The following is a 13,218-nucleotide window of genomic DNA, read 5'->3' on the forward strand; positions in this document are numbered from 1 at the left end:
CACCTCAGGATGACGATTATCCCTGCGGCGAGACCGATGCTACTTCTTCGCCAGCCCGAGCGAGTCGATCACCTTGCGTTCGGAATCGGTGACCTCGACGACGAACTTCTTGTAGTCCTCGGTGTTCTTGTAATTCGGCACCATATCGTATTTCGCGAGCGTCGCGATCACGGCCGGGTCCTCGATGGCTTTCTTGAAGGCGTCGTGCAGCTTGGCGACGATCTTCGGGTCCATGCCCTTCGGTCCGGCGATTCCGAACGGCGAGTCATAGACCATGGGATAGCCGAGTTCCTTCAGCGTCGGCACGTCGGGAAAGTTCGGCGAGCGCGCCGAGGTCCAGACCATCAGCAGCCGCAACTTGCCGGCGTCGACCAGCGGTCGCCATCCGGTCGAATCCGCCTGCAGCATGGTGTGCTGGCCGAGCACCGCGGCGTTGGTCTCCGCGCCGCCCTTGAACGGCACCTGCGTCAGCTTGATGCCGGCCAGGGTTGCGATCTGTTCCATGCCGATATGCAGCGACGTTCCGGCGCCCGGGGTCGCATAGGTCACCTTGCCGGGATTCTGCTTGGCGAAGTCGACGACGTCCTTCCAGGTCTTGAACTGCGATTCGGCATTGGTGGTGACACCGAAGGTATAGCCGGTGAGGTGGATGATGTAGGAGAAATCCTTGGACGGATCCCAGGATACTTCCTGCATCAACGGCAGACGGAACACGGTGATCGGTAGCTGTGCGATGGTGTAGCCATCGGGCTTGGCGGCGGCCGCCATGGTGGCCGGACCGACGGTGCCCCCGCCGCCCGCCTTGTTGTCGATCGCGATTGGCTGGCCGAGAATCTTGGAGGCGCTTTCGGCGATTGCGCGCATCGTGAGGTCGGTCGATCCGCCCGCCGGCCACGGCACGATCAGGGTGATCGGCTTGGTAGGATATTCCTGCGCGCCGGCGGCGGCGGAAATCAGCATGCCGACGGCGGCGACAGCGGACATCAAACGGCTTGGTCTCGACATCTCAAACTCTCCCTTGCGGCCCCTTTAAACAACGAGACCTCCTTGTTTTCTTTCATGCCCGCAATCTTCCCTGAAAACGCAGGAGAAGAAAAGCGTATTGGCAAGCTAACGTACGCAATTAGCTCAACAATTGGCTGGAATCGACATCTGCGACAATTAGCCTGTCGCAGCGTCCCGAGATACGGAATTTGATCGCAGTGGGTTGGCGGACGAAACCGGGAAACATCGCGCCGCGACCGGCCGTTTGAGCCATGGCGCAATCCGAGCGTTCGGCAGATCCTGGCCTACGATCAAGGTGGGAGTCGCTGTGTCTTGCGAAGGCCCAGGCTTTCAGGCCATCATAGGCTTGGTCGGACGGGGTGGTTCCGTTCAGTTTGCCAATGTGGGCATTGCAGGGAATCCTGCCTGGAGCGCATGAGTTCAGCTTCGAACGCAACCGACGCCGCGGTTATCAAGGCATTCGCCGCAATTCCTGCGCTTCTCGAACAGACGCCGGCGCTGATCGTTCGCGGCCGGTTTCTCGATTGCGAATGCCTGCTCGGGCCGACCGGCCATCCCTTTCACGCCTCGATCCGTGCCGGCCGGATCGTCGATCTGACGCCGGCGCCGGTGCTGATGCGGTCGTGGCGGTTTTCCTATCGGGCCTCGCCTGCGGCCTGGGCGGCGTACTGGCAATCCGAGCCGCGGCCGGGCTGGCATGACCTGCTCGCTTTGACCAAGCGCGGCGAAGCGGCACTTGAGGGCGATCTGCATCCCTTCATGGCGCATCTGCAGTATTTCAAGGACGTGCTGGCTTTGCCGCGGCATCATTTCGCGGTGGCTGCCTGATGAGCGGTTACGTTGAGCCGATGGTCGGCCGCTATGTCCATGTCGACATCGGCGGCGAAATGCATCGGATCTATTTCGAGGAGAACGGCGCCGGCATTCCGCTGGTGTGCCTGCACACCGCGGGCTCCGATGCGCGGCAATGGCGGTATCTGCTCGCCGACGAAGAGTTTGCGAAGAACTTCCGTATCATCGCCTTCGACATGCCCTGGCATGGCAAATCGAATCCGCCGGCCAGCTGGAACGGTGACGAATATCAGCTCACCACCGCGCGCTACACCGAAACCATCCGCGCCTTCTGCAAGGCGCTGCGACTGGAAAAACCCGTGGTGATGGGCTGCTCGATCGGCGGCCGTATCGTGCTCAATCTCGCGATCGACCATGCCGCCGAATTCCGCGCGCTGATCGGGCTGGAGGCGGCGGATTTCCAGGCGCCGTGGTATGACACCACATGGCTCAACCGCCCCGACGTCCATGGCGGCGAGGTCTGTGCGGCGCTGGTGTCGGGTCTCATCGCGCCGCAGAGCCCGCAAGCCTCGCGAGCCGAAACGCTATGGGGGTACAAGCAGGGCGGTCCGGGGATTTTCAAGGGCGATCTTTATTTTTATCGGGTCGATGGCGACTTGCGCGGCCGGGTGGAGAAGATCGATACTAAAGTATGCCCGCTGTTTCTGCTCACGGGCGAGTATGATTTCTCCTGTACGCCGGAAGACACGACGAGGACTGCTGCCGCTATCGGGGGCGCCAGTGTTACGATAATGGAGCAGCTTGGTCATTTTCCGATGAGCGAGAACCCCGAACAGTTTCGCCGCTACATTTCGCCGGTGCTCGGCGAAATCCTCGAACGATCGACTTAAACCACACAAGGAGTATTAAGTATGAACCGCAATTACATGATTGGTTACGCGCTGGCCGGCGCGTTGTGCGCCACGCCGGCGATGGCGCAGGAACTCACCGGAACGTTGAAGAACATCAAGGATACCGGGGCCATCACGCTCGGCTTCCGGGATTCGTCGATTCCCTTTTCGTATCTCGATGACAGCCAGAAGCCGGTCGGCTACGCCATGGACATCTGCTACAAGATCGTCGATGCCGTGAAGAAGGAGCTCAAGCTCGACAAGCTCGAGGTCAAGCTCAATCCGGTGACGTCGTCGACCCGGATTCCACTGCTGGCCAACGGCACCATCGATCTGGAATGCGGCTCGACCACCAACAACGCCGAGCGCCAGAAGCAGATCGCCTACACCAACACCCACTTCCTGACCGCGAGCCGCTACGTCTCGAAGAAGTCGAGCAAGATCAACTCGATCGACGATCTGAAGGGCAAAGCGGTGGTTTCGACATCGGGCACCACCAACATCAAGCAGCTGACCGAAGCCAATGCGGAGAAAAAGCTCGGCGCCAACATCATTCCGGCCAAGGACCACGCCGAAGCCTTCCTGATGGTCGAGACCGACCGCGCGGTAGCGTTCGTGATGGACGACATCCTGCTGGCGAGCCTGGTTGCCGGCTCGAAGGCGCCGGATGACTACGTGATCTCCAAGGACGCGTTCTCCAAGCCGGAGCCCTATGGCATCATGCTGCGCAAGGACGACCCGGCCTTCAAGAAGGTGGTCGATGCCGCCACGTCAGCGCTCTATACGGGCGGCGAGGGCCAGAAGATCTACGACAAGTGGTTCACCCAGAAGATCCCGCCGAAGGGTCTGAACCTGAATTCGCCGATGAGCTCGGAACTGAAGAACCAGTACGCCAAGCCGTCGGACTCGCCGGATCCGGACGCCTACAAATAAGCAAATAGATGCTTCTGCCCATGCAATGGCCCAACCATTGCATGGGTACGTTTCGGTAGCGCAGCGGACGGTAGGCCTTCGTGAATTATAATTGGAACTGGAGCATCTTCTTCGAGCCGGCCCCGGGCGGGACCGGCACCTATTTCCATATGCTGCTGACGGGACTGTGGCTGACCATCCAGACCGGAATCTTCGCCTGGATCATCGCGTTGATATTCGGCTCGATTGTCGGCGTGTTGCGCACGCTGCCGTCGAAGACCGCCTACTGGATCGGCTTCGCCTGGGTCGAGTTCTTCCGCAACATGCCGCTTCTGGTGCAGCTGTTCCTCTGGTTCTTCGTGCTGCCCGAATTGCTGCCGCGCAGCTGGGGACTGTGGCTGAAACAGATGCCCAATGCGCCGTTCTATACCGCGGCGATCGGGATCGGCCTGTTCATGTCGGCGCGCGTCGCCGTGCAATTGGGCGCCGGCATCGCCTCGCTGCCGCGCGGGCAAAAACAGGCCGCGACCGCGCTCGGGCTGACGACGTTGCAGGGTTATCGCTACGTGCTGCTGCCGATTGCGTTCCGAATCATCATGCCGCCGTTGACCTCGGAGTTCCTCAACACCATCAAGAACACGGCGGTCGCGATCACGATCGGCTTGATCGAACTGACCGGCCAGGCGCGGTCGATGCAGGAGTTCTCGTTCCAGGTGTTCGAGGCTTTCACCGCCGCGACCGTGATGTATCTTTTGATCAACATCATCGTCGTCACCGGCATGCGCTTCCTCGAACGCAGCCTGGCGATCCCCGGCTACATCACGGGGAAATAACCACATGTTCGCCAATTTCGATTTCGACGTCATCCGCCGTTCGCTCGGCTACCTGTTTCTCGACGGCATGGCGTTTACGCTGACGCTGACCGGGCTCTCGGCGCTCGGCGGGATCATCTTCGGCACGCTGATCGCGCTGATGCGGCTATCCGGTTTCAAAGTGCTTGGCCGGATCGCCGGGCTTTACGTCGACTTCATGCGGTCGCTGCCGCTGGTGCTGGTGATCTTCTGGTTCTATTTCCTGGTGCCTTATGTCGGGCAATGGCTGACCGGCGCGTCGCGCCCGATCAGCGTCGGCGCCTTCACCTCCGCGCTCGTCACCTTCATCATGTTCGAGGCGGCGTATTTTTCCGAGATCATGCGCGCCGGCATCCAGTCGATCTCCAAGGGCCAGCCTGCCGCGGCCAATGCGCTCGGCATGACCTACGCCCAGACCATGCGCTACGTCGTGCTGCCGCAGGCGTTCCGTAACATGTTGCCGGTGCTGCTGACCCAGACCATCGTGCTGTTCCAGGACACTTCGCTGGTCTATGTGCTGTCGATGCCGGATTTCCTCGGCGCCGCCAGCAAGGTTGCGCAGCGCGACGGCCGGCTGGTCGAGATGTACCTGTTCGCGGCGGTGGTCTATTTCACGATTTCCTGTGCCGCCTCGTTCGGCGTCCGGCGCCTGCAGGCGCGTATCAGTATTGTCCGTTAGGGAACGCGCATGATCGAAATCAATCACGTCAATAAATGGTATGGGCCGACCTTCCAGGCGTTGAAGGATTGCACGACCAAGGTCGCCAAGGGCGAAGTGGTTGTCGTGTGCGGTCCGTCAGGCTCGGGCAAGTCGACGCTGATCAAATGCGTCAACGCGCTGGAGCCGATCCAGGAAGGCGAGATCATCCTCGACGGCATCAAGGTCAATGATCCCAAGACCGACCTGCCGAAGCTGCGCGCCCGCGTCGGCATGGTGTTCCAGCATTTTGAGCTGTTCCCGCACCTGAAGATCATCGAGAATCTGTGCCTGGGGCAGGAGAAGGTACTGGGCCGGTCTCACGACGAGGCGATGGCCAAGGGCGCCAAGCTGCTCGACCGCGTCGGATTGAAGGATCATGCCAACAAATACCCGGCCGAACTGTCCGGCGGACAGCAGCAGCGTGTGGCGATTGCACGCGCGCTGGCGATGGATCCGATCGCCATGCTGTTCGACGAGCCGACCTCGGCGCTCGATCCCGAAATGATCAGCGAAGTGCTCGACGTGATGGTCGATCTGGCCCGCGAGGGCATGACCATGATGGTCGTGACCCACGAAATGGGCTTTGCCCGCAAGGTGGCGCATCGTGTTATCTTCATGGACCAGGGCGAGATCGTCGAGGATGCGCAGAAGGACGACTTCTTCGGCAAGCCGCGCAGCGACCGCGCGCAGAAATTTTTGTCGAAGATTCTGTCGCATTAAGCCCGACTGTCGGTCCCGTCATTGCGAGCGCAGCGAAGCAATCCATAGCGCCGCAACGGAGGGATGGATTGCTTCGTCGCTGCGCTCCTCGCAATGACGAAGATATGCAGTTGCGCTTGGTAGTTCCAAAATCATCGATCAAGCGCTAAGGATTCGCTTTATACTGTCCGCCGCACTCACGTCATCGCCCTCAGGAGACTTCGCTTGGAACAGATTGCTTACGTCAACGGTTCATTCGTGCCCATGGCCGACGCCAAGGTGTCGATTCTCGACCGCGGATTCCTGTTTGCCGACGGCATCTATGAGGTCGCGGCCGTGCTGGACGGCAAGCTGATCGACAATGCCTCGCATCTGGCGCGGCTGGAGCGTTCGGTCGGCGAGATCGAGCTGGCACTGCCCGAGACCATCGAGCGGATTCAGGAAATCCAGAAGGAGCTGGTGACGCGCAACAACCTCGTCAACGGCATGGTCTATCTGGAAGTGACGCGTGGCGCCGACACCGGGCGCGATTTTGCGTTTCCAAAGGACGTCAAGCCGACGCTGATCATGTTTACCTCCGTGAAAGACATCATCAACGCGCCGTCGGCCAAAACCGGCATCGCCGTGATCACGGTGCCCGATCTGCGCTGGACCCGCCGCGACATCAAGAGCGTGGCGCTGCTGGCGCAAGTGCTGGCGAAGCAGGCCGCAGCCGTGGCCGGCGCCGGCGAGGCCTGGATGATCGAGGACGGCAAGATCACCGAGGGCGGTTCGTCCTCAGCCTTCATCCTGACGCAGGACGACGTGCTGGTGACGCGGCAGAACGGCAGCGAGATCTTGCCGGGCTGCACCCGCAAGGCGGTGGTCAAGCTGGCCGAAGAGCGCCAGCTCCGGATCGAAGAGCGCGCGTTTACGGTGGACGAGGCGCTCGCCGCAAAGGAAGCCTTCATCACCAGCGCCACCGTGTTCGTTCAGGCGGTGGTATCGATCGACGGCAAGAAAGTCGCGACCGGCAAGCCCGGCCCGATGACCGATCGCCTGCGCGAAATCTATGTCGAGTTCGCCAAGGCGACCGCGGTTTAGGCGGCGCCACGCCGCCGCAGCCTTCGTTTTCACCGGGGTAAATGGCGCGGAGGCCGATGGCGATCAGCCTCACCGCCTCAGCTCTTCGAATTGTAGGACGACGCCCTGCGCCAGGCTGACGACGGCGATTGCCGCGATCAGCCGCTGCGACCATTGCCGGAAACTGGCGTCGTCGATGGCCTCGAGCAGGATTCGCGACAGCTGCGTTCCGAGCAGCGCCGCCACAATGGCGAGCACGATCGCGACCGGTGAAATCGTGCCGCCTCCGGCGAAAAGCGCGTGACCGAAATAGACCAGCTTGACCAAATGTCCGCCGGTGTTGATCGCGGCCTTGGTCGCGACGATCTGTCTGGTGCCGAGGTCGGAGCGCACGAAGAACAGGTCGAGCATCGGACCTGAGACGCCGCAGGTCAGGTGCAGCGCCGTGCAGAGGGTGCCGCAGCCGACGGCCTGCCGGGGGTCCATGACGTTGGGCGTCCATCGGGCCGGCAGTGCAAGCCCGACCAGGCTCACCAGGCCAATGAAAATTAGGGCCATTGGCTTGGTGGGCGTGACCGGCCCGAACGCGATGGCAAGTGCTGCTATCAGTGCGCCGGCGGCGTAGCGCGCCACGATCGGCCAGCAGATGTGCTGCCGCCAGAGCCAGGCGCGGGCGGCGTTGGAGGCGATCTGGGTGATGGCGTGCAGCGCCATTGCGGGCGCCAAAGGCATGAATGCCAGCAGCAAACCCATCAGGATCATGCCGCCGGCCATGCCGAACACCCCCGAAATGAACGAGGTGGACAGCACGGACGTGGCGAGCGCTGCGGCGAAAGGCACACTGATCATGGCGACCTCCATGAAATTCGATGGGCCTTCATCGCGGATTTGACAGCCGCCGCGCAAACGGGTTTATCTGACCCATAGGCTTAGGAAAACTTGGTCAGTCCGATGCGACGCCTGCCTTCGCTGAATGGATTGCGCGCCTTCGAGGCGGCTGCCCGCCATGGCAGCTTCGTCGGCGCCGCCGCCGAGTTGAACGTGACGCAGGCGGCTGTCAGCCGCATGGTGCGGCTGCTCGAGGAGCGGTTCGGCTTTCAACTGTTCGAGCGCCGGGCCAACGGCCTCGACCTGACGCCGCAAGGCAAGGCGCTGCAGCCTGGCCTGACTTCGGCCTTTGACGCCATCGCCGGCATTGCCGAGCAGGTCACGGCGATGCGCACCACGCCGGTGCTGACGCTTGGCGTCGGCCCCTCGTTTGCGGTCCGCTGGCTGATCCCGCGGCTGCGCGGCTTTTACGAACAGCATCCCGAAATCGACGTCCGGCTCTCGACCGGCGGCGCGATCAATCCGTTTCGCGACGACTGGACCTGCGGAATCCTGCTCGGCGACGGCAACTGGGCAGGCTACGAATCCGAATTGCTGTTTACGACAGATCTCTTTCCGGTTTGCAGCAAAGCGGTCGCGGCGCGCCTCACCAGTCCCTCGAAGCTGACCCGCCAAGACATGCTGCAGGTGTCGCACTCGCCGGAAGACTGGAGCCTGTGGCTCGCGGCGGCCGGGGTGAAGCCGCGCGGCAAGGTGCACGGGCCGAGCTTCGGCAATTACGCGATGGCGCTGCAGGCAGCGGTGGACGGGATCGGCGTGGCGATCGGGTTGCGCCCCTATGTCGAGGACGACATGGCGAGGGGGCGCCTGGTGGCGCCGTTTTCGATCACCATACCGAAGAAGCGGGCCTGGTATCTGGTCTATCGCCCCTTCCGCCGCGACGATCCCGGTCTGGCGGTACTGCGCGCCTGGTTGCTCGAATCATTGGGATCGAAACCAACATCTGCTTGATGGTGGTTTGTGGTATGTTCAAACATGCAATTCGCGCGCGATACAAAGATCCTGTCCGCCCTGCTGGCGCTTGCCGCATGCCTCGCTTTGTCGAGCCTGCCCGCCTTCGCGGGTTATCCCGACCGGACCATCAGGATCGTTGTGCCGTTCGCGCCGGGCGGCGGCACCGACGTGATCGCGCGGACGCTGGCGCAGGAGATGGCAAAAGATCTCGGCGCCTCCATCATCATCGAGAACAAGCCCGGCGCGGGCACCATCCTCGGCACGCAGTCGGTCGCGGCCAGCGCGCCTGACGGCTACACGCTGTTGATGGGGACCTTTGCCAACGCGGTCAATCCAAGCCTGAACGCGAAGCTGCCTTACGATGCGCATAGGGATTTTGCGGCGGTGGCGTTGATCGCGCGCTCCTTCAACCTCGTCGTGGTCAATCCGGCTTCGCCGATCAAATCGATCGGCGATTTGATTGCGGTGGCCAAGGCCGAGCCGAATAAATTGTCGTACGGCACCTATGGCACCGGCACCTCGGCGCATCTGGCCGGCGAACTGTTCAAGCACATGGCCAGGGTCAACCTGACCACCGTGCCGTACAAGGGCGCGGCGCCCGCGATCACCGACCTGCTCGGCGGACAGATCCAGGTGATCTTCACCACCGTTGCCAGCGCCGCTTCGCTGGTCGCCGCCGGCCAGTTGCGCGCGATCGCGGTGACGTCGGCCGAGCGCTCGCCGGCCTTCCCGGAATTGCCGACGGTGTCGGAAGCCGGTGTCGCCGGCTATGCGGCCGAAGCCTGGTACGGCCTGTACACGCCCGCCAAAACTCCGCGTGACATCATCGACCTCCTGAACAAGTCGGCCGCCAAGGCCGTCCAGTCGGAAGCGTTCAGGAAACTCGGCGTCAACGAAGGCCTCGTGATGGTGGCAGAGCCGCCCGAAGCGCTCGACCGCTACTTCAGCGTCGAGGAAACGCGCTGGCGCAAGGTGATCCAGGACGCCGGGATCAAGATCGAGTAGGTGTCCTACCGCTTGTCCGCCACGAACCGGTTACGCAGGGTGCCGATGCCGGTGATGTCGATCTCGACCACGTCGCCGGCCTTCAGATCCGGCGAGGCGCCGTCGGTGCCCATCCAGATCACGTCGCCCGGCCACAGCGTGAAATATTTCGTCAGCTCGACGATGAACGGCACGATGCCGAAGATCATCTCGTTGGTACGGAAGCGGCCGGTCTCCTTGCCATTGACGCGGATCGCGGTTTCCATCCGGTCGAGGTCGACATCGGTTTCGATCCAGGGCCCCATCGGCTTGAACGTGTCGGCGTTCTTGGATCGCCACAGCGAGCGATCGGCCTTCTGCCAGGTGCGTTCGCTGACGTCGTTGCCGATAGTGTAGCCGAACACGCAGGACATCGCGTTGGCTTCGGTCAGGTGTTTTGCCTTCTTGCCGATCACGACGACGAGTTCGCCCTCGTAATGGATTTTCTCGGTCGCAGTCGCCGGGATCACCACATCTTCATCATGGGCGATCAGCGCGTTCTGCGCGCGGTAGCCGATCTCGGGACGATCAGGCACGTTCGGAACCGTGCCGGCCTTGTCGGCGGCTTCCTTCAGATGCTTCAGATAGTTCAGCCCGACGCAATAGAACGTGCGCGGGATCAGCGGCAGTTCGATCTTCACGTCCTTGAGTGCATGGGTTTGCGCGCCGCGCTGCCATTCGCCGAACGGATCGCCGCTGACTGACATGACCTTGTCGCCCTCGACGAGGCCCCAGGATGTGTTGCCGGCGGCGGTGAATTTGAGCCAACGCATGAAATATCCTTTGCTTTATTCGGCTGCGGCCTGCGGCTTGGTTTTCCAGGCGCCGGCTTTGGTGCGCGGCAGACCGAGATTTTCGCGCAACGTCTTGCTGGCATAATCCTTGTGAAACAGGCCGCGCCGCTGCAGTTCCGGCACGACATGCTTGACGAAATCGGCATAGGAGCCGGGCACGATGGTGGCCGCGATGACAAAGCCGTCGCAGCCTCGCTCGACAAACATCTCCTCTAGCTTATCCGAAATCTCCTTCGGCCCGCCGACGATCGCGTCCTGCACCTGGCCGCGGCCGGAGAACGTGACGAAGTCGCGCGCACTGGGATTGGTCTTGCCTGAATTCTTGAGCACGCCGTCGCGAATGCCGAGGATGCCCTGCATGCTCTTGAGCTCTTCTGTTGTCAGGGGCTCATCGAGCGGCTTCGAGGCGAAGTCGTAGTTCAGCGCTTCGGCGAGCAGCGACAGCGCATCGATCTGCAGCGGCAGCTTGTTGATCACGGCCATCTTGTCCTCGGCCTCACTCTTGGTCGCGCCGCAGACGGGTGTGGTGAGGTTGCAGAGGAACATCTGGTCGGGATCGCGGCCGGCTTTCGCCGCTTCGTTGCGGACCGCGGCATAGCCCTCCTTGGCGGCGGCCACGTTGCGCGCGGCGGTGAAAATCACCTCGCCCCATCGTCCCGCAAAGCGCTGGCCGCGGCCGGACGCGCCGGCCTGGATGATGACGGGATGGCCCTGCGCCGAGCGCGGCACGGTGAATGGCCCGCGCGACTTGAAGAACTGGCCCTTGTGGTCCAGCCGCCTGACCTTGGCCGGATCGGCGAAGCGGCCGCTCGTCTTGTCCATGATCAGCGAGCCGTCTTCCCAGGTGTCCCAATGGCCGAGCACGACTTCCATGAATTCGTCGGCCCGGTCGTAGCGGAAGTCATGCTCGAGATGGGCATCCTTGCCCATGTTGTGGGCTTCGCCGTCATTGAGCGAGGTGACGACGTTCCACCCGGCGCGTCCGCCTGTCATCAAATCGAGGGTGGCGAAGCGGCGCGCAACGTCGAACGGCTCGAAATAGGTGGTGGAGCAGGTCGAGGCCAACCCAAGTTTCTCGGTGACCATGCCCATCGTGGTCAGCACCACGATCGGATCCATCTTCACGCAGCGGATGCCGTACTCGACCGTGTGGGCGTGGTCATTGCCGTAGCGGTCGGGCATCGCCAGCCGGTCGTCGAAGAACGCCATGTGGAATTTGCCGGCTTCGAGGATCCGGGCGATTTCCTGGTAGTAATCGGCCGACATCGAATCGTCGCGCGATTCCGGGTGCCGCCATGAACTCGGCAGATTGGTGCAGTTCTGCGCCTGCAGGAAGCCGACCATCGCCATTTGCCGTGTCATATCGTTCTCCCCAAATCGGCCAAGCGCGGCTTCACGTCAGATCGAGTTCGGCCGCGAGCTTGTACTCGCCGGCCAGCGCCCGCAATTTGTCCCAGGTCGCGTCCTCGATTTCGATGCCGGAAACCTTGCGCTGCTGCTCGCGGATATATTCGACCTCGCCCGGATAGAACACGCCGGTGGAACCTTCGGACGTTGGCGTCTCTTTCAGATAGCGCGCGAATTCGGCGACTTCCTTCTTGAAATCCTTCAGCGGCCGGAACGCCGCGACATTGAACACCGCCATGAAGCATCCGTCATTGTGGCGGCCGGTCGGCTCGACGCCGAAGCCCAGCCCGGTGAGCAGCCCGCACAACACCTCGACCATCGCGGCAAGGCCGCTGCCCTTGTAGCCCTCGCTGCCGCCGAGCGGCAGCAGGGCGCCGCCCTTCTTGTATTCCCTGGGGTCGGTGGTGTGCCGTCCCTCGGCATCGACGATCCATCCCTTCGGGATTTCCTCGTTGCGCGACACGGCCAGCGCAATCTTGCCTGCGGCGACGGCTGAGGTTGCCATGTCAAGATAAAACGGCGCGTCGAGGTCGGAGGGAACGGCGATCGAGATCGGGTTGGTGCCGAGCCGTGCCTCGCGGCCGCCGAACGGCGCCACGATCTTCGGCGAGCGGCCGGAGTCGGCAGTGGCAATGCCGATCATGCCCTCCTGCATCGCCATCAACGGATAGGCGGCGAGCCGACCGACATGGCTTTGGCGAAACACCGTGCAGGCGGCAACGTTGGCGGTCTTCGCCTTCTCGATCGTCAGCGCCATCGCCTTGGCGTTGACGTGAAACCCAAAACCCCAATGGCCGTCGATCACGGTCGTGGTCGGCGATTCCTGCACGATGGTCCACTTCGCCCCGGGCACGATATGGCCGGCCTTGACGCGGTCGATATAGGTCGGGATCGCGATGATGCCGTGGGAATCGTGACCGGCGAGGTTGGCGTTGACGCAGCCGACCGCGACCGCGTTGGCTTCCTCGTCCGATGCGCCGGCGGCCCTGAGCAGTGCCGCGCCGATGCGTGTGAGACGGTCGGCCTGAGCGATCGGCATGGGTTTCCTCATCGAATGCCCGCGAGCAGCGGGTCTTGCTTGTTGTTGTCGAAGCATGGTCTCAAAGCGGCGGCGGGAGAGCAAGGGCAGAATATCCGTACCGGGCATGCCCGTGAGGCGGGCTCGGCGGTTCGGATTTCATCTGACGAGAATTGGCAACCGCGCCGCCAGGGTCTTGGCCGCCGGAGGCACCGCGCCGCTG

Annotated in this window: 14 protein-coding genes; 9 read left to right on the plus strand and 5 right to left on the minus strand. The window is 62.5% G+C overall.

Features of this window, described 5'->3' with window-relative positions:
- Nucleotides 1-39: 39 nt before the first annotated feature.
- Nucleotides 40-1,005 (minus strand): tripartite tricarboxylate transporter substrate binding protein, encoded by a 966-nt coding sequence (locus tag JQ575_RS30335; RefSeq protein WP_409364839.1) that lies wholly within the window; start codon nucleotides 1,003-1,005, stop codon nucleotides 40-42.
- Between the two features lie 414 nt (nucleotides 1,006-1,419).
- Here JQ575_RS30335 and JQ575_RS30340 point away from each other — a divergent pair, with 414 nt between their 5' ends.
- The 7 genes from JQ575_RS30340 to JQ575_RS30370 all read left to right on the plus strand — a co-directional run bounded on the left by JQ575_RS30340 (nucleotide 1,420) and on the right by JQ575_RS30370 (nucleotide 6,932).
- Nucleotides 1,420-1,833, plus strand: a complete 414-nt coding sequence (locus JQ575_RS30340) for a hypothetical protein (RefSeq protein WP_212036865.1) — start codon at nucleotides 1,420-1,422, stop codon at nucleotides 1,831-1,833.
- On the plus strand, nucleotides 1,833-2,687 hold the full coding sequence (locus tag JQ575_RS30345) for an alpha/beta fold hydrolase (RefSeq protein WP_212036866.1): 855 nt from the start codon (nucleotides 1,833-1,835) through the stop codon (nucleotides 2,685-2,687). Before JQ575_RS30340 ends, JQ575_RS30345 begins: the two co-directional genes overlap by 1 nt.
- Before the next feature lie 21 nt (nucleotides 2,688-2,708).
- Nucleotides 2,709-3,620 carry an amino acid ABC transporter substrate-binding protein gene (locus JQ575_RS30350; protein ID WP_212036867.1) on the plus strand — a complete coding sequence of 304 codons (912 nt, stop codon included), beginning with the start codon at nucleotides 2,709-2,711 and terminating at the stop codon, nucleotides 3,618-3,620.
- An 80-nt stretch (nucleotides 3,621-3,700) separates the two neighbouring features.
- On the plus strand, nucleotides 3,701-4,432 hold the full coding sequence (locus tag JQ575_RS30355; RefSeq protein WP_212036868.1) for an amino acid ABC transporter permease: 732 nt from the start codon (nucleotides 3,701-3,703) through the stop codon (nucleotides 4,430-4,432).
- A 4-nt stretch (nucleotides 4,433-4,436) separates the two neighbouring features.
- A complete protein-coding gene (locus JQ575_RS30360) occupies nucleotides 4,437-5,129 on the plus strand; it encodes an amino acid ABC transporter permease (protein WP_212036869.1) in 693 nt (230 codons plus the stop codon).
- A gap of 9 nt (nucleotides 5,130-5,138) precedes the next feature.
- Nucleotides 5,139-5,870 carry an amino acid ABC transporter ATP-binding protein gene (locus JQ575_RS30365; protein WP_212036870.1) on the plus strand — a complete coding sequence of 244 codons (732 nt, stop codon included), beginning with the start codon at nucleotides 5,139-5,141 and terminating at the stop codon, nucleotides 5,868-5,870.
- Between the two features lie 204 nt (nucleotides 5,871-6,074).
- Nucleotides 6,075-6,932, plus strand: a complete 858-nt coding sequence (locus JQ575_RS30370) for a D-amino-acid transaminase (RefSeq protein ID WP_212036871.1) — start codon at nucleotides 6,075-6,077, stop codon at nucleotides 6,930-6,932.
- 69 nt (nucleotides 6,933-7,001) lie between these two features.
- Here the strand turns inward: JQ575_RS30370 and JQ575_RS30375 are convergent, their stop codons facing one another.
- Nucleotides 7,002-7,760, minus strand: coding sequence for a sulfite exporter TauE/SafE family protein (locus JQ575_RS30375; protein WP_212036872.1), 759 nt, complete (start codon nucleotides 7,758-7,760; stop codon nucleotides 7,002-7,004).
- Between the two features lie 102 nt (nucleotides 7,761-7,862).
- Here JQ575_RS30375 and JQ575_RS30380 point away from each other — a divergent pair, with 102 nt between their 5' ends.
- On the plus strand, nucleotides 7,863-8,750 hold the full coding sequence (locus tag JQ575_RS30380) for a LysR substrate-binding domain-containing protein (RefSeq protein WP_212036873.1): 888 nt from the start codon (nucleotides 7,863-7,865) through the stop codon (nucleotides 8,748-8,750).
- A gap of 24 nt (nucleotides 8,751-8,774) precedes the next feature.
- Nucleotides 8,775-9,758 (plus strand): tripartite tricarboxylate transporter substrate binding protein, encoded by a 984-nt coding sequence (locus JQ575_RS30385; protein WP_212036874.1) that lies wholly within the window; start codon nucleotides 8,775-8,777, stop codon nucleotides 9,756-9,758.
- A gap of 5 nt (nucleotides 9,759-9,763) precedes the next feature.
- On the opposite strand, the gene JQ575_RS30390 is transcribed toward JQ575_RS30385, so the two are convergent.
- Genes JQ575_RS30390 through JQ575_RS30400 form a run of 3 tightly spaced genes read right to left on the minus strand, consistent with a single transcriptional unit; the run spans nucleotide 9,764 to nucleotide 13,016 of the window.
- Nucleotides 9,764-10,549 carry a fumarylacetoacetate hydrolase family protein gene (locus tag JQ575_RS30390; RefSeq protein WP_212036875.1) on the minus strand — a complete coding sequence of 262 codons (786 nt, stop codon included), beginning with the start codon at nucleotides 10,547-10,549 and terminating at the stop codon, nucleotides 9,764-9,766.
- Nucleotides 10,550-10,564: 15 nt separating this feature from the next.
- Complete coding sequence (locus tag JQ575_RS30395; protein ID WP_212036876.1) at nucleotides 10,565-11,932, minus strand: LLM class flavin-dependent oxidoreductase; 1,368 nt, start codon at nucleotides 11,930-11,932, stop codon at nucleotides 10,565-10,567.
- A gap of 31 nt (nucleotides 11,933-11,963) precedes the next feature.
- Nucleotides 11,964-13,016, minus strand: coding sequence for an Ldh family oxidoreductase (locus tag JQ575_RS30400; protein WP_212036877.1), 1,053 nt, complete (start codon nucleotides 13,014-13,016; stop codon nucleotides 11,964-11,966).
- Between the last annotated feature and the right edge of the window lie 202 nt (nucleotides 13,017-13,218).

This window comes from Bradyrhizobium sp. JYMT SZCCT0428 (assembly GCF_018131075.1).
Classification (GTDB): Bacteria; Pseudomonadota; Alphaproteobacteria; order Rhizobiales; family Xanthobacteraceae; genus Bradyrhizobium.

Coding starts and splice junctions, on each gene's coding strand:
- JQ575_RS30335 (WP_409364839.1), bottom strand. CDS start 1,005: ATGTCGAGACCAAGCCGTTTGATGTCCGCTGTCGCCGCCGTCGGCATG.
- JQ575_RS30340 (WP_212036865.1), top strand. CDS start 1,420: ATGAGTTCAGCTTCGAACGCAACCGACGCCGCGGTTATCAAGGCATTC.
- JQ575_RS30345 (WP_212036866.1), top strand. CDS start 1,833: ATGAGCGGTTACGTTGAGCCGATGGTCGGCCGCTATGTCCATGTCGAC.
- JQ575_RS30350 (WP_212036867.1), top strand. CDS start 2,709: ATGAACCGCAATTACATGATTGGTTACGCGCTGGCCGGCGCGTTGTGC.
- JQ575_RS30360 (WP_212036869.1), top strand. CDS start 4,437: ATGTTCGCCAATTTCGATTTCGACGTCATCCGCCGTTCGCTCGGCTAC.
- JQ575_RS30365 (WP_212036870.1), top strand. CDS start 5,139: ATGATCGAAATCAATCACGTCAATAAATGGTATGGGCCGACCTTCCAG.
- JQ575_RS30375 (WP_212036872.1), bottom strand. CDS start 7,760: ATGATCAGTGTGCCTTTCGCCGCAGCGCTCGCCACGTCCGTGCTGTCC.
- JQ575_RS30380 (WP_212036873.1), top strand. CDS start 7,863: ATGCGACGCCTGCCTTCGCTGAATGGATTGCGCGCCTTCGAGGCGGCT.
- JQ575_RS30385 (WP_212036874.1), top strand. CDS start 8,775: ATGCAATTCGCGCGCGATACAAAGATCCTGTCCGCCCTGCTGGCGCTT.
- JQ575_RS30390 (WP_212036875.1), bottom strand. CDS start 10,549: ATGCGTTGGCTCAAATTCACCGCCGCCGGCAACACATCCTGGGGCCTC.
- JQ575_RS30395 (WP_212036876.1), bottom strand. CDS start 11,932: ATGACACGGCAAATGGCGATGGTCGGCTTCCTGCAGGCGCAGAACTGC.
- JQ575_RS30400 (WP_212036877.1), bottom strand. CDS start 13,016: ATGCCGATCGCTCAGGCCGACCGTCTCACACGCATCGGCGCGGCACTG.